The sequence below is a fragment of the Lysinibacillus halotolerans genome, from assembly GCF_003711845.1.
In the GTDB taxonomy this organism is placed as follows: Bacteria; Bacillota; Bacilli; order Bacillales_A; family Planococcaceae; genus Ureibacillus; species Ureibacillus halotolerans.
This window is the reverse complement of sequence record NZ_RHLQ01000061.1, coordinates 1-15,539: the sequence shown is the minus strand read 5'-3', so window position 1 is coordinate 15,539 and position 15,539 is coordinate 1. Positions and strand designations below refer to the sequence as shown.

Below are 15,539 nucleotides of genomic sequence, written 5' to 3'. Positions count from 1 at the left end.
ACGAGATTAAAGAACAAATACGGTTGACGGTCAATTAAAAAAGCCCCTTTAGGGGCAGTTAGTAAGGAGCCCTTATAGGGCGTTACTAAAACCGCCTGTTTTACAGGCGGATATTTATTTTGATAGCGAAAAGTTAATAATTTATTTCTTTCTCTTTAGAAGAGAAAACATAGTTATGGTACGTTTTTTTAAAGGAGAGAATGACGCCGATTAACATAAAATTCGATAGTAAGGAACTTCCACCATAACTTAAGAAAGGTAAAGTAACACCGGTAATCGGTAATATCCCCATTGTCATACTAATATTTTGGAAAATTTGAAAGGTGAATAAACCGATAATTCCCGCTCCTATCGTATAGGCAAATGGATCATTCGTATTCATAATGATGATAATGAGGCGGTAAAGTAATAAAAAATACAAAAAGATGATAAAAGTACATCCAATAAAACCTACTTCTTCAGCGATAGCAGCAAAAATAAAATCTGTATGTTTTTCTGGTATGTATACATTGTTATTCAAAAAACCTTTCCCAGTAATTTCGCCTGATCCAATGGCTAACATTCCTTGTCTTGCTTGTAGAGAAGAATCTTCATATTCGTAGGGGAATAGCCATCCGTTGATCCTTGAAATTTGATGGGATGAAAGTTGACTCATTATATGTTTCATGAAGAAATCATTAAATTTAAAGTATAGAACCATTAATGTAACGACAACAGTGACAGGAATAGCAGCAAATGTAATTAATATTTTTCTGTTAATCGTTGAAAAGTATATCATCGGAATAATAAGTGCTAAATATAGCATTAACATGCCTGTATCCGGTTGTTTATAAACGATAACCATAGGAGGGATAACAATAGCTGCAATTTTAGCAAGTAAATAACTATCCGTAACGATAGAGTGTTTTGCTAATTTTTTTTGATGGTTTTCCATCGTTTTAGCGATGACTAATAAAAATCCAAACTTTAAAAATTCAGAAGGTTGTAAAGTGCCGATAAACATAATTTTGTACCAAGCCTTTGCGCCATTAATTGGCTTTGCAATGCTCTCAGGTGCAAAAATTAAACCGATTAATAAAAGAACGATAAAAAAATAAAATAACCATGCAATTTTTTTTAGCTGTTCTAAATCCAATATAGCAATAGCGACCATTAAAACAAAACCAATACAGTAGAATATGATTTGTTTCAGGACAAAAGATCCTGGGTATTGGGAAAAGGATGCATTACTTGAGTAAATGAAAAAACAACTAATAATACCGAACAACGCTAAATATAGAATAACTTGTTTATCTAAATATTTGTTTATCATATTCGATTACCCCTGCTTTTATTGGTTTCGATTTACTAAATAGACATATATTTGAAACGTCAATAAAATACAAAATGTTTCACCATTTTTTTAAGAAGAGGTGTTTGTTGTGCGAAAGGTGATTTTTCCTTAAATGGATTGTACGAATTATAAATTATCCACAAAAATAATAAAATAAAGTGAAAAATCCTTTATTCATCCCCAAAGTTATTCGAGTCATCCACATGAAACGCTTTTATCCCCAAAGTTAAATGGGCGTTAACAGAGTTACTAACAAATTTTTTTAACCATTGTTCGAGTCTTTTGCACTTATCCACAAAAGCTTTCTTGCTATTTGAATATGAAAATATTACATATTTCGACCATTTCTAAAGGATTTTTGAAATTATTTCCCGAGAAATGTCTCTTTATAACTTAAATGGGTATAATTTGTAAATCCTAAGATTTGTTAATGAAAAGTAGTAGTTGTACATACTTTAATTTAAAAGAGAGAAAGGGGTGGACGGATGGCTATCGTCATATCAACCATTCATCTTAAAGGTGGCGTTGGAAAGACAACGACCACTGTAGGACTCGCAGAGATGCTCGCATCGGAGTTTAAGAAGAAAGTGTTAATCGTTGATCTCGACCCCCAAACTCACGCAACCATTATGCTAATCGGCGAACAATGTTGGATGGAATTAAATAAAGATAGGTATACGTTAGCGGCGTTGTTCGAAGAAGCTTTAGACCCGGACGATAAGAAATTTGTTTTTGAAAAAACATTGCAAAAAAATGTATCCAATATTCATTCAGTCCAAAACATTGATCTTCTTCCATCAAGTCTAGATTTGATTGGGATTCAAGATGTATTGGCTAAAATGCCAACCGGCCCATTTTATACAAATAATCCAATTGAAATTTTAAAAAATGCCATCCGTCCCATTAAGTATGACTATGATTATATTTTAATCGACTGTCCTCCAAATCTTGGTCTCATTACATTAAATGGCATTCGGATGTCTAATAGTTATATTATTCCTACCGTCCCTGACGTACTTTCTACATATGGCATATCTCAAGTAATCAATCGTGTAGATGAATTTGCGGATAATATGGATATGAAAATGGAACTTTTGGGCATTGTCATTACAAAATTTAAGGAAAATTCAAAAGTACATAGAGTTACTTTAGAGCAGTTGAAAAATCAAAATATCCATGTATTTAGTAAAGTATTTAAAGAAACAAATCAAATGGCAAAGGCAGCGGATTACTATGTATCGTATGTAACATTTAAACAAAAATGGGGAGAAGAGAGTACATTCCATGCATTCTATCATTTGGCAAAGGAAATAATCGAAAGGTATGAAGGGTGAAATGCTTTCCTTTTATTTTGGCTTTTATTTCTTAAAATAATCCAGCAGCAGATGGACAAACTACTCATGAAAAGTGAAAGCTTTTTTGAAAGCCCACTTTCTTTTCAAAACATATCAACGGGGAGGATAGCAATGCCAAATCAAGAAATGAATAATACTAGGTCCAATTGTCAAGGGAATGTTTGTGGAACGGAACAGAGTTCGATGAATCGAAATGACCGATCCAAAAACAGAGAAGAGTTTGCCTCTGAAATTCATGTAGGTGCAAATTTAGAGCAAACTCATTCGAACAACGCCTTAGAAAAAAGGTCAAAAAGACAATTACACAGTGAACGCACTGCCTGGAATTAAAGTGTTATTTGGCGCTGTCGGAAACCGGCGATATTAGGGACTAAAGTTTTTCTTTAGTCCCTTTTAGTTGGTTTATGAAAAAATATTTTCCATATTTGTTTAAAAATTAATCCTACTATATTACTATGATAGTATAAGAAAAAACGGAACGAAATAAATTTAAGGAAGTACCTATAGTAATGAAAAAAGCAAATATAAAAATTATTTTAGCCCTATCATCTTTATTAGTTTTATTATTTACATCATTTAGTGTCTATACGACAAATGTAAATATAAGAAGTACAGTAGAAGAGGCCATAACGAATCAAAATTTAGAAACGGCTAAAACCATTTCTGAACAATTTGATATTGAAACATATAAAAAGTTTCTAGAGAGTCCGGAAAAGAACGAGTATTATTGGAAAATTAATAATGATTTAAGTAACATTCGAAACAAAATAGGGGCTCTATTTGTTTATACGATACAAGTAGAAAGCCCAACAATGATGAAAACAATGATTGCTGGTTTACCTGCTGATAAACAGAAATCCTTTCAAATTGGAAGGCCAACCAACGTTCCAAAAAAACAGATAAAGATGGTTTATTATGAAGAGAAACCATTTATCACAAGTATGATTAAAGATTCCCAATATGGAACGTATTTAACGGTTGCCGCACCTATTATAGATGAATCCGATGAAGTGCTTGGTTATGTTGCTATCGATATTAGTGCAGAGGCAATAAATGAAGTAAAAACAAGCGTTTTGGAAAATAACTTAGTCATTTTTATTTTTAATGCGCTATTTATTTTCATCATGGTTATTTGTTTTTATTTCATCCAAAAATGGTATCAGAAGGCCGTTTTAATGGAAGTAGAATATACCGAAGACACATACCAAGAGGAAATTAAAACGTTGATTACCTCCGTTTCTTCGTTAAGACATGACATGACAAATCATCTCCAAGTCATACATGGTCTTTTAATTATTGGGGCTACCGACAAAGCCCAACAATATGTAAATTCCCTTGTAAATGAAGTCCAACTAATTAAATCGGTATCTGTTGATGCATCTATTGAACATCCTGGATTAGCGATTCTATTACAAACGAAAAAACTAGCAGCGAATAATCACCAAATTAACATGGCGATTTCCGTTGACCCGAATCCTTTTGATCGAATTAAATCAACGGATATGATTAAAATCTTATCGAACTTAATTGATAATGCTATGGATGCAACGAACGAATTGCCTGAAGAGCTTCGTCAAATACAGGTTCGTTGTGAAGCAACGGATTGCCATTATATATTTGAAATTAAAAATACTGGACCAAAAGTTCCCGAATGTGAAGAAATTTTTAAACAGGGCTTTTCTACAAAACATGCGGAAAAAGGGAAAACAAGAGGTCAAGGTTTGTTTATCGTGAAAGAAGTCGTAGAGAAATATAATGGAAACATTGCGCTTTATTCAACAAATGAATATGAAACGATTGCCAGGGTAAAAATTCCTCTGAAATAACGTTCGAGATATACAATCGAAATAGAATAAATGACCATAAAAGAAGGTTCAAATAAAAAGTTTAGGGCCTATCTATATTGAATTATTCTATTTCGATTGAATTCTTTTTGAAATTTGGAATATCTATTATTTTCACCTTGAATAGAAAAGGGAGTAGAAGTCTAAAAGTTCCTATATGAAACTTTTAAAATGTGTATCAATATGTTCAATACAACGAAATTTTGGTATAATGAAGGTGTTAGAAGAACAGAGTAAAAAAGACTACTTGATGCTGCAACATCAAGCAGTCCACTGTAATAGCTAGTCCTAAGGGATTGGCAACCAGTTCGGAGTTTATAACCTACATTGAGCATGAGCTCAGGTAGGTTACTTTTTTTGATTTACTGTAATCACAGTCACAATTAAAGTGGCGAAGGCCACGGAAAACATTAATGTTTCAGAAATGGACAAGGCATCACCGCCTCTCTGTAAAGGGAGTTCCGCCAATCAACCTTATTTGTTTACTATCACACCTTTATTATAGCACATATGTTCGTATTTTAAAGGGTATAAGGTTGTATTTTATAGAATATGGAAAGATCCCCATTGAATAAAAGGATAAAAATAAACTGTAATTTCACTACTCCTAATGTCTTTTCAATTCTATTTGGCAAAGATTTTAACGCATACTTTCTTACATATTGAAAATAATAAGCGGAAAATAAATGAAAAGAAGGTAGAGCGATGCGAAAACGTTTGAATATAATTATCAGTTTAATTTGTATAGTTCCTTTTGTTGTAGCTTGTACAGATAACGGTGATGACACACCTGTAGAAGCAAAGGAAAATGTAAATAAAGTTAAAAATTCATCAAGCAGTAAAATTGATTCTTTATTAAGAGAAGTGTAGGTTAAAGCTCTATCAGTACAAGATTTTCACATGATATATTCCTTTTATTTCCTTTTTGAGTATACTTGATAGTAGAGAATATTATTATGAAGTAAAGAAAAGGGGATTTTTCATGTTTAAAATACCTATCATCATTGATACAGATCCAGGAATTGATGATGCAATGATGTTAACATTTGCCTTTGCAAATAATCATGTGTTAGATATTCGCTTAATAACGACAAGCTCAGGGAATATCTCCCAAGGGAAGTCAAATCATAATGCACGAGTCTTTTTAAGTTATATTGGAGCGAATGTAGAAGTTGCCCGTGGTTTGGAAAGTCCTTTTCTCCGGGAATTGGAATTAGCAGAAGATATTCACGGAGAAAATGGTTTTGGCAATGTCCAATTCTTAACACCGCCGTTACCAGTAAGCCATCGTCCAGCAGTGACAGCAATGTTGGAAACCATTTTAAATAGTAATGAAAAAATTACAATCGCTGCAACGGGTCCCTTAACGAATGTTGCTGCATTACTTGTTGCCCATCCTGAAGTAAAACCGAAAATTGAACAAGTCACATGGATGGGTGGTGCAGCAGTTGGGGGCAATGTGACACCAACGGCGGAGTTTAATGCATACGTTGATCCCCATGCTGTACAAATTGTGTTCAATTCAGGAATTCCCGTTGTGATGAGTGGTTTAGATGTAACCCACAAAGCTTATATTACAAAGGAAGAAATAAAAAAATTACAAGAGTTCGGTACAGAGTTTACTCAAAAACTGCATCAAATGGTGACATTTTATCTTGACCAAATTGAAAAAACACCATTCCATGCAGAAAATTATGATCAAGTTGTTCATTTCCATGATGTAGTGCCATTGATGTATTTATTGCAACCTCACTTGTTTGAAGGAACCGACCACTATGTAGAGGTGGAACTAGAAGGGAAAGCAGTAGGTGCTACTGTTGTCGACTATTATAATCGTACAAAAAAAGAGCCGAATGTCCACGTGCTACATAACGTTGAACGGGAGAAGTTTGTTGAAGAATTTATGAAGGCTGTGGAAAATATTTCGGAACGCCTCACAAAATTTTAATTGACCAATGCCCCTTCATCCTTTATTCTATTCAATGAATAGAATGCCCGGCGAACGGGAGAGGTTCATAGCTGATACCCTCTATAAAAAACTATGGAAACATGACGAATGATGCCATGTCCATAACTGGACATGGCTTTTATGTTTTTATAAGAGTTTTATAGAATATGAACTTCTCCTTGTTAATTGTTGGGAAACATTTGCAAGGAGGATTTTTTATGTCTGGCCGTAACCATGAAGAAGGTTTAAAAGATTTAACATTATTAGGAAACCAAAATACACAATATTCATTTGATTATGCACCGGAAGTATTAGAAGCGGTAGATAATCTTCATTCCAATCGGGATTATTTCGTGAAATTTAATTGTCCGGAGTTTACGAGTTTATGCCCATTAACGCATCAACCAGACTTTGCGACGATGTATATTTCTTACATTCCAGATAAAAAGATTGTAGAAAGTAAATCGTTAAAATTGTACTTATTTAGTTTTAGAAACCATGGTGATTTCCATGAAGACTGTGTCAATATTATCATGAACGATTTAATCAAATTACTAGACCCTCGTTACATTGAAGTTTGGGGTAAATTTACGCCACGCGGAGGAATTTCGATTGACCCTTGGTGTAACTACGGGAAACCGGGAACGAAATATGAAGAAATGGCTCATTATCGTTTAATGAACCACGATTTAAACCCAGAGAAAATTGATAATCGATAGAAGGAAATTCAATAAAGAGGTTATTAGCGACCCTCTATAAAAAACTAAGAAAAAACAGCATTTTTCTTAGAATGCTGTTTTTTCATTGATAAAGGAGATTTTCATATGAAGCAAGGAAAAGCCGTTGTTGTATTTAGTGGCGGACAAGATAGTACGACTTGTTTATTTTGGGCAAAGGAACGTTTTGAAGAAGTGGTGGCGGTAACCTTTGATTACGGTCAAAGGCATCGACTTGAAATCGAATGTGCAAAGGAAATTACGAAAGAATTAGGAATTTCCCATCACATTTTAGATATGTCTTTATTAAATCAGCTAGCACCGAATGCTTTAACAAGGGGAACTATTCCAGTGGAAGATGGGGAAGGTGGCGAATTACCTTCAACCTTTGTTCCTGGGCGCAATTTGCTGTTTCTTTCCTTTGCAGGGGTGTTAGCGAAGCAAATAGGGGCAAAACATATTGTCACGGGCGTTTGTGAAACGGATTTTAGTGGCTATCCTGACTGCCGAGATATTTTTATTAAGTCATTAAATGTAACATTGAATTTATCGATGGACGATACTTTCGTCATCGAAACGCCGTTAATGTGGCTCAATAAAGCACAAACGTGGGAACTGGCTGATCAGCTCGGTGCCCTTGAATTTGTCCGCGAGAAAACTCTTACTTGTTACAACGGAATAAAGGCGGACGGTTGTGGGGAATGCCCAGCTTGTAAGTTGCGTAAAAGAGGTTTAGATGAGTACTTAAACTCGAAGGTAGAGTCTTAAAAGACCAAGTTTTTAATTGAAATTTAAGGAGTAGTAAAATGAGAATCGTATTTTATTTATTATCAATTGTTGTTGCCAATGTGGTGACGGCAGCCTTTGCACCATTGCAATTTGGAATGTTTATCGTTCCGATGGGGACGTTATTTGTTGGGGCGACGTTCATTTTCCGAGATTTAGTACAAAATAAATACGGTCGGAAAAAAACGTATATCTTTATTTTTACAGCGTTAGTTTTGTCGGCAATCGTCTCCTTTCTACTAGGAGATACATTAATGATCGTAGCAGCATCAGCTATTTCCTTTATTTTAGCTGAAACGGCCGATACGGAAATATATACTCGATTAAAATTACCCATCGCTTGGCGTGTTTTCTATAGTGGTCTAGTAGGAGGTTTACTAGATTCGGCGGTGTTTGTAATCGTTGGTTTAAGTCCTCTTGGTGCAGGTATGTTACCATGGGAAGCTGTACCAGCTGCCATTATCGGTCAAATTATCGTGAAAACCGTCATCCAAATGATTGGTGCTATAATTTTAAGCCAAGTGCATGGAACGAAAAGTAACAGTTTTGCTTAAATAGATATTCTAAGGAACCGGTGTAGCTCAAAAAAGTTACACCGGTTTTTTTATGTAATGTGTAAAGATATCTTTACACATTACCACTTTTTGTATATAGTGAGTGTAAAGATATCTTTACAGTGTGGTGGTGAAAAGTTTTGGGAAAGTGATCAATCATATTAAAGAAGTTCGATTAGTCAAAAAGATTACGCAAGTTCAAATGGCGGAAGATTTACAAATTACTCGTCAAACCATTAACGCCATTGAAAAAAATAAATATAATCCAAGTTTAGAGTTGGCATTAAAATTAGCTAAATATTTGGATGTCCCTTTTGAACAATTATTTTATTTAGATGAAAAGGAGTGAGGTAGGTGAGCATTAAGAGGTTACAGTATTTGTTGTGGACTGTGATTGTCCTATGTATGATAATAGGCGGTTTTTTAGGTATATATCTCATTGGGAAAGAAACGGGAGATTATCCTGTTGAATTAATGTTGCCAATTACCATTGGAGTTATTGGTGGATTGACGGTATTTTTGATAATTTCTAAATGGAGTCAGAAAAGAAGGGGAAATGTCCCGGAAATTGATGAACGGACTTTAAAAAATCTTCAAAAGTATTTTTTGGGAGCGCTATATTTTATTTTAATAGGTAGTGGGGCTGCTCTATTAATTGCGTATGCAATGGGAGTAAAAACCATTGAAACGGGATTGTTGATTTTATGTTTAGGCGGAGTCTATTTAATTACGATTGCGGGTGTATTCGTAGTTAAAAGAATTTGAGTCTACCTATTGGTTATTTAGCATTGCTCTCGTAAATCTAACTTATGTTGAATGACACAACTACGGAGAGATAGGCGGTGGAATTGGGGAGGAATAAAGAACTTTCCTTTGGAAATATAGGTAATTCAATAAATGAAGCAAATATAAAAGAGAAATAGTTCACTCTTCCTATATTTTAAAATGAGATGGAATTTGAAGGATTCCTCCTTTGTTTGTTGAAGTTATTGTATAGAAAAAGGGGAGGGGTTTTGTGGTGAATGGAATAGAATTTAGAATCGCTAAAGAACAAGATCTAGATGCAATTGTTAAAATGCTTGCAGACGACGTTTTAGGAAGTCAGCGGGAAAGGTATGAGCACCCACTGCCAAAAAGTTATTATGAAGCCTTTCAAGCAATTACGTCTGACCCAAATAATGAGCTAGTTGTTGCATGTTTAAATGATGACGTAGTGGGAGTGTTACAAATTACTTTTATTCCTTATTTAACATATCAAGGTGGGTGGCGAGCAACAATTGAGGGCGTTCGAACGGCGACTTCTATGCGCGGGAAAGGGCTCGGGACAGAGTTATTCAAATGGGCTATTGAAAGGGCAAAGGAACGAGGTTGTCATCTAGTTCAACTAAACGACAGATAAAAAGCGACCAGATGCTTTGCGATTTTATGAACGGATTGGTTTTAAAGCAACCCATGAAGGTATGAAAATGAAACTTTAATAGTACATAGGAAAGGACGTTACCCACGGCGGAACGTCCTTTTTTAATGAAATCGAAATCAATTGATATTTACATAGAATCATTTCTATTATATAGTTAGTTAGGAATACTAACTACTTTGGAGGTTTTTATGAATCTGTTTTCAACAATCTACCGCTTTAATAAATTGTATGTGAACCGACTTCAAGAAATATGTTCTGCTAATGGAATTACGCCTGTACAATGGCTAGTTATAAATCATGTATTTAAAAATGAAGGATGTACAAGTATCGATATTGTGAAAGAGTGGTCTGTTGAGAAGCCAACAGTATCTACTTTAGTGCGTAAATTGAACGAACAGGGGATACTTGAATTCACAAGCGGTGAAGATAAACGGCAAAAATATTTGTCTTTAACTGTTGAAGGGCAGATCCTTTGTAGAAAAGTAGGAGAAAAAGTAATGGAACTCCAATCATTTGTAACAGAGCCAATGTCAGAGGAAATGGTAAATGAATGGACGGAACAGCTTATGATATTAGAGGAGCGTTTGAGACACTATGAAGGATAAAATATGGACAAAAAATTTTATATCAGTTGCACTCATTAACTTTTTGGCCGTATTAATGTTTTATTTATTAATCGTCACAATCGGAAGTTACACTATAAAAACTTACGATGCATCTACAAGTATGGCTGGTCTTGTATCCAGTATTTATGTTATTGGCGCTTTAGTAGGGCGGCTAATGACAGGTAGACTTATTGAAAAAATAGGACCGTCGAAAATTTTAATAATTGGCGTTATTGGTTTCTTTATTACATCATGTTTATATTTTATTGAAATACATATTGCCTTTTTATTAATTGTTCGTTTTATTCAAGGAGTATTTGTCGGTATTATTGGTTCTGCTGCCGGTACAATTGTTGCATATATTTTACCAGCTAACCGAAAAGGAGAAGGGATCGGTTACTATAGTTTAAGTGCCATCTTAGCGACAGCGATTGGTCCGTTTATCGGCCTTCTATTAATGAAATTTGAACATGGAAATACGTTAATTTTCGGATTTAATGTTTTTCTATCATTATGTATGATTGTGATGCTCGCTTTTGTAAAAATAGAGATTACCATCGCATCAAAGAAAAACGAACAAGAAATCGAAGGAAAACAATCCTTTATTTCAAAGGTGATGGAACCGAAATCGATTCCAATTTCTTTCGTTGCACTACTTATTGGGTTTGCCTATTCAGGTGTGATGTCCTACATTTCTCCATATGCGGAGGAAATAGATTTAGTTACGGCAGCGAGTGTATTCTTTATTGTTTATGCCTTCGCAACGATTGTAACGAGACCTATTACCGGAAAGCTGATGGACAAAAAGGGACCAAACATCATCGTTTACCCAGCGTTAGTCATTTTTGCACTAGGGATGTATTTATTTAGTACAGCCCACAGCTCATTCGTGTTATTACTAGCTGCCGCGTTAATAGGGTTAGGTTTTGGTAATTTCAACTCAATTGCTCAAACAATCGCCGTAAAAGTAACAGAGCCACACCGTTTCGGCTTTGCAACATCGACTTATTATATTTTTTATGATTTAGGTCTAGGTTTCGGCCCATACTTACTTGGAATTCTCGTTCCATTACTTGGATTCCAAACGATGTTTATGTGGATGGTACCGGTCATTATTATTTGTATTCCACTTTACTTTGTTTTACATGGAAGAAAAGCGAAACAATATATTTAAAATCGATAAAAGAGGTAACTTACAATCGTAGGTTACCTCTTTTTTATGGTTAACTTTCTATTTATTCCAAGAAGGATTCGATTACTTTTTGTTGAAATTAAGGATGAATAGATTGATAAGGGACTTAATAAAAGTGGAGGGGATGAGATGGAAGTAGTTACAAAAACATTATCAACAGAAAGGGTCTTTTTAAGGGAAATGGTTGAAGATGATTGGGTCGACGTACATAAATATGCTTCCCAAGAAATCGTCTGTCGCTACCAACCTTGGGGACCGAATACTTTGGAGGAATCGAAAGCGTTTGTGAATGAAGTGATAGCCGATGCTTCAAAGAATCCACGGAAAAGATATGTCTTTGCCATTATCAATAAAAGTGATCAAAAAATGATTGGTGCTGGAGAGTTAAATCTTCGTGATTCTACTAATAAAACGGGAGAAATCGGCTATGTGGTGAATCCGGATTACTGGGGAAGAGGGATAGCAACAGAAGCAGCAATACTGTTGATTGACTTTGGCTTTGAGCATTTCAATCTCCATCGCATTTATGCTACTTGTGATCCTAGAAATATTGGTTCATATAAAGTGTTGGAAAAAGTCGGTATGACGAAGGAAGGGAGAATTCGAGAAAACTTGAAAATGAAAGATGGTTGGAGGGATTCATTCCTTTATAGTATTTTGAAATATGAGTGGGGTAAATAACGATTAACAAAGAGGGTTGTGAGCGTATGCCTGAAATTTTATCACGGAAAGTTCTTCTAGATTTGGCGGTATCGTTAGATGGTTTCATTGAAGGGCAAAACGGCGAAATAGACTGGTGCATCATGGATGAGGAAATGGGGTTTAACAATTTCCTAAATCAAATTGACACGATTTTTTATGGACGGAAAAGCTATGATTTATGGGGAGAATCTACGCCGGATATAGAAGATGTAGATTTGCAAAAGCAAATGGAATCTATCCACACTAAAAAGAAATACGTCTTTTCCAGAACACAAAAAGGGACGGATCAAAAAGCGGTTTACATTAATGAAAATATTTTAGAAGAAGTGGAGAAAATTAAAAGTCAGTCAGGAAAAGATATATGGTTGTACGGTGGCTCAAGTCTAATTACTACTTTTATGAACTTAGGGCTTGTAGATGAATTAAGATTATCGGTTCACCCAGTTATTTTAGGAGAGGGGAAACCTTTGTTTGTTAATATCAAACAAAGGTTAAATTTAAATCTAGTCGATACAAGAAGGTTTTCCTCTGGAGTAGTGCAATTAATCTATCATTTGAAGTAAGGTTTTAGAGGGTAGCTTTGCTACTCCTTTTTTAATGTTCTTAAAATCCATAGGAATATAGTCAACAAAAATAAAAGAATAGGAAGAAAACCAATAAATTTAAAAGCATTATTTGCTCCCTGAAAATAGTACCCAATAAAAGTTTAAGGTATCAATCATAAAATAAAAAACTTGAAGATTATAAATGAAGGTAATGAATCTTTCTTATAGAATTTAATAGTTCAGGAAAGAGAGGGGATCATTGAATGGACAATTCATTCGTAATAAGTTTAGATGAAAGTCATTCTTTAAATTTTTTAATTTACTTACAAAATATTTATCTTAACCAACATCGTAGCGGAGAGCATTTAAAGTATCCGTACTTGTCTACGACGGTTCCGTTTAAAGAAGATTTTGAGTCAAGATTCAAAGAACTATGGGAAGAGGTATTACAAAAAATTTCGGATGAAAAAGTTCATGATTTAAATTTTTTTCATAAGGAAAGAAACCGGTTTTATGAAAGATTCTTCGTAATCAATGACAGTAGTTTAAAGTTATTTGATGAAATTTACACAGCTTTCCAAGTTTGGTGGAGTAGTAATGTAGGGCACTTTGCAATCGAGAGGTCAGTGGATGAAATGGTGCATCCAGTTTATTTAGAATTGGCCAATTTTCTAAAGGTAAGTAAAAGGACACCTAAAACAAATTTACATATTAGTTTACTATATGATGATTGTTTATTAGTGAAAAATGAAGTTTCTTCTTACTTTGCCGTCCTTTCTTTAAACGATATGTATTATAAACAAGATCAATTGGCTTCAAAATTAAAAGGGTGTTTAGATTAGGGGAATTAATTCTCGCCTAATGAAACGTATGGGGAATTGTAACGTACAATAACTAAAGGGGGGGAAGTATATTGAAATATGTAACCATTGGTTTTATCCTTTCATTAGTAGGAATCATTGTATCTTTGGTATTTTGGGATATTCATATGATTCCTGTTATTACTAGTAGTATCGGTGTCGTTTTTTTAGTTGCTACACTGATTTTTTCGGGAACACTTGTAAGCGGAGATCGAATTAGGGCAAATTACGCCACCGAATCGGAAGAAGATCGGAAGAGCCGATATAAAATGTTTACTAGCTCACTTTTACTTGCTATCCCTAATTTTATTGTGTCTATCGTTTTTTCCTTTTTATTGAATAACGGATAAGAAAAATCCTTACTTTTAACAAGTAGGGATTTTTATGAATTCACATATAGCGTATCAGTTGAAATCGATTGACCGAGTTGCTTTAAGTAATTGTGTAATTGCCCACGATGATGGTACAGGTGGGTGATGGCATCGAAAGTAACTTTAGCTTGAGTCACTTTTTCTCCAAAGGGATGGCGGATTAGCTTCGTATTAAATTCATCATTTGGTATCGCTTTAACAAACGTTTCTAACTTTTTAAATCCATCTAGGAAGAAATGATATAAGCCAGGGGTATCAATATGGTTAATCAAAAAGGGTTCATCCAATGGGAAAATACATTCATCTGGCAGTTGCTCCAGAATGTTCGCCGTCATCATCGGAATACCAGATATGTGATTCACAAGTGAAAAAAGACTTCTCAAATTATTATGGGGAGCCCAATCAGCAAAATCTTCCTCGTACATCAAAATATAATGACTTATATTGTCTTTTAAAAAATATAGCTCCTTAACAAAATTTCTTTATTCATTCCGTATCCTCCAATAGATTTAATAATGTTTATCTAATAAAAGAAGTACATAACTAGATGCTGCAGTAAAATAGGCAAGTCGTATCACAATGTACATAAAGTGCTCCATTGAGGACAGTTTTCTTGCTCGTTTCGCTTTCTTTAATTGCAACAAATAAACAATGGTACTTAAAAATAGAATTGAAATTGAAATATCAAACAAATTTTCTAATAGATTGACCAATGTACCCATCTCCTTATTAAGAAGATACGGATTTTACCTTCGAAATATGACAGTTGTTTACCAACCCTTTTAATCTTCTACGGTCCTCTGCTTATATTTCCAGAAAAAGAAATAACCTACTTCACCAAGGCAATAAAAGAAAAAGAGTCTAAATAGAATGGTAGGATTTAAATTCGAAAATAGAAAATAGGAAATTATAAAACCGATAATCCATCCAAATAATATGTAAGTAAAATGCTTTGCTCGCATTTTTAAATAGTTCAAATTTATACCTCCTAAATGTATGACCAATCCATGTGCCAAAGTTAAAGGACCAACAAAACCGCATCAAAAGCAAAAAGATTCTTGATTCTCCAAATAAGAGGGGGACTAGCACAAAAGGTAATAGGAGATAAATTGAGCGATTATATATTCTATGAAATATTATTTGTTACACATGACAGTAGTTTAAAGTTATTTAATGAAATTTACACAGTGTATTTCGCAAGTAAAAATTGAGCCATTTATTAATTAAAAACTGATCCACTTAAACCGAACTATTTTCTAGCCATTCTTTTGTATCTAATATTCGATAAGATGGTCCAACCATGTCTAT

General features: G+C 34.3%; 20 protein-coding genes, 1 pseudogene and 1 riboswitch. Of the genes and pseudogenes, 17 read left to right on the top strand and 4 right to left on the bottom strand.

The window, feature by feature from the left end:
• Positions 1-133 precede the first annotated feature (133 nt).
• On the bottom strand, positions 134-1,312 hold the full coding sequence (locus tag EC501_RS16595; protein WP_122973460.1) for an FtsW/RodA/SpoVE family cell cycle protein: 1,179 nt from the start codon (positions 1,310-1,312) through the stop codon (positions 134-136).
• Between the two features lie 506 nt (positions 1,313-1,818).
• Here EC501_RS16595 and EC501_RS16590 point away from each other — a divergent pair.
• From EC501_RS16590 to EC501_RS16515, 17 genes and pseudogenes are all read left to right on the top strand, one after another.
• Positions 1,819-2,667 carry a ParA family protein gene (locus EC501_RS16590; RefSeq protein ID WP_122973459.1) on the top strand — a complete coding sequence of 283 codons (849 nt, stop codon included), beginning with the start codon at positions 1,819-1,821 and terminating at the stop codon, positions 2,665-2,667.
• A gap of 132 nt (positions 2,668-2,799) precedes the next feature.
• Positions 2,800-3,018: a hypothetical protein gene (locus EC501_RS16585; RefSeq protein ID WP_122973458.1), complete on the top strand. Its 219-nt coding sequence runs from the start codon at positions 2,800-2,802 to the stop codon at positions 3,016-3,018.
• A gap of 179 nt (positions 3,019-3,197) precedes the next feature.
• Positions 3,198-4,514 carry an ATP-binding protein gene (locus EC501_RS16580; RefSeq protein ID WP_122973457.1) on the top strand — a complete coding sequence of 439 codons (1,317 nt, stop codon included), beginning with the start codon at positions 3,198-3,200 and terminating at the stop codon, positions 4,512-4,514.
• Positions 4,515-5,237: 723 nt separating this feature from the next.
• Positions 5,238-5,402, top strand: a complete 165-nt coding sequence (locus tag EC501_RS18445) for a hypothetical protein (protein ID WP_158599737.1) — start codon at positions 5,238-5,240, stop codon at positions 5,400-5,402.
• A gap of 112 nt (positions 5,403-5,514) precedes the next feature.
• The gene (locus tag EC501_RS16575; protein WP_122973456.1) at positions 5,515-6,480 is read left to right on the top strand and encodes a nucleoside hydrolase; all 966 of its coding nucleotides are present in this window, start codon (positions 5,515-5,517) and stop codon (positions 6,478-6,480) included.
• Between the two features lie 54 nt (positions 6,481-6,534).
• A riboswitch (PreQ1 riboswitch) is annotated at positions 6,535-6,581 on the top strand.
• Positions 6,582-6,698: 117 nt separating this feature from the next.
• Complete coding sequence (queF, locus tag EC501_RS16570) at positions 6,699-7,199, top strand: preQ(1) synthase (protein WP_122973455.1); 501 nt, start codon at positions 6,699-6,701, stop codon at positions 7,197-7,199.
• Positions 7,200-7,304: 105 nt separating this feature from the next.
• Positions 7,305-7,964: a 7-cyano-7-deazaguanine synthase QueC gene (gene queC / locus EC501_RS16565; protein ID WP_122973454.1), complete on the top strand. Its 660-nt coding sequence runs from the start codon at positions 7,305-7,307 to the stop codon at positions 7,962-7,964.
• Between the two features lie 38 nt (positions 7,965-8,002).
• Complete coding sequence (locus EC501_RS16560) at positions 8,003-8,536, top strand: VUT family protein (RefSeq protein ID WP_122973453.1); 534 nt, start codon at positions 8,003-8,005, stop codon at positions 8,534-8,536.
• A 148-nt stretch (positions 8,537-8,684) separates the two neighbouring features.
• Positions 8,685-8,885: a helix-turn-helix transcriptional regulator gene (locus tag EC501_RS16555; protein ID WP_241559384.1), complete on the top strand. Its 201-nt coding sequence runs from the start codon at positions 8,685-8,687 to the stop codon at positions 8,883-8,885.
• A 5-nt stretch (positions 8,886-8,890) separates the two neighbouring features.
• Positions 8,891-9,301 carry a hypothetical protein gene (locus EC501_RS16550; protein ID WP_174232713.1) on the top strand — a complete coding sequence of 137 codons (411 nt, stop codon included), beginning with the start codon at positions 8,891-8,893 and terminating at the stop codon, positions 9,299-9,301.
• A 310-nt stretch (positions 9,302-9,611) separates the two neighbouring features.
• Positions 9,612-10,014, top strand: a pseudogene (locus tag EC501_RS16545) (GNAT family N-acetyltransferase).
• Between the two features lie 130 nt (positions 10,015-10,144).
• Positions 10,145-10,561 (top strand): MarR family winged helix-turn-helix transcriptional regulator, encoded by a 417-nt coding sequence (locus EC501_RS16540; RefSeq protein WP_122973452.1) that lies wholly within the window; start codon positions 10,145-10,147, stop codon positions 10,559-10,561.
• Positions 10,551-11,735 carry an MFS transporter gene (locus tag EC501_RS16535; protein ID WP_122973451.1) on the top strand — a complete coding sequence of 395 codons (1,185 nt, stop codon included), beginning with the start codon at positions 10,551-10,553 and terminating at the stop codon, positions 11,733-11,735. Before EC501_RS16540 ends, EC501_RS16535 begins: the two co-directional genes overlap by 11 nt.
• A gap of 147 nt (positions 11,736-11,882) precedes the next feature.
• Positions 11,883-12,434, top strand: coding sequence for a GNAT family N-acetyltransferase (locus tag EC501_RS16530; protein ID WP_122973450.1), 552 nt, complete (start codon positions 11,883-11,885; stop codon positions 12,432-12,434).
• A 26-nt stretch (positions 12,435-12,460) separates the two neighbouring features.
• On the top strand, positions 12,461-13,018 hold the full coding sequence (locus tag EC501_RS16525; RefSeq protein WP_122973449.1) for a dihydrofolate reductase family protein: 558 nt from the start codon (positions 12,461-12,463) through the stop codon (positions 13,016-13,018).
• A 245-nt stretch (positions 13,019-13,263) separates the two neighbouring features.
• Positions 13,264-13,842 (top strand): hypothetical protein, encoded by a 579-nt coding sequence (locus tag EC501_RS16520; RefSeq protein WP_122973448.1) that lies wholly within the window; start codon positions 13,264-13,266, stop codon positions 13,840-13,842.
• A 71-nt stretch (positions 13,843-13,913) separates the two neighbouring features.
• Positions 13,914-14,210 (top strand): DUF5316 domain-containing protein, encoded by a 297-nt coding sequence (locus EC501_RS16515; RefSeq protein ID WP_122973447.1) that lies wholly within the window; start codon positions 13,914-13,916, stop codon positions 14,208-14,210.
• Between the two features lie 32 nt (positions 14,211-14,242).
• On the opposite strand, the gene EC501_RS16510 is transcribed toward EC501_RS16515, so the two are convergent.
• From EC501_RS16510 to EC501_RS16500, 3 genes are all read right to left on the bottom strand, one after another.
• Entirely contained in the window at positions 14,243-14,593 is a 351-nt protein-coding gene (locus EC501_RS16510) for a DinB family protein (protein ID WP_158599736.1), read from the bottom strand.
• Positions 14,594-14,740: 147 nt separating this feature from the next.
• Positions 14,741-14,953: a hypothetical protein gene (locus tag EC501_RS16505; RefSeq protein WP_122973445.1), complete on the bottom strand. Its 213-nt coding sequence runs from the start codon at positions 14,951-14,953 to the stop codon at positions 14,741-14,743.
• Between the two features lie 60 nt (positions 14,954-15,013).
• The gene (locus EC501_RS16500; protein WP_122973444.1) at positions 15,014-15,208 is read right to left on the bottom strand and encodes a hypothetical protein; all 195 of its coding nucleotides are present in this window, start codon (positions 15,206-15,208) and stop codon (positions 15,014-15,016) included.
• Positions 15,209-15,539 lie beyond the last annotated feature (331 nt).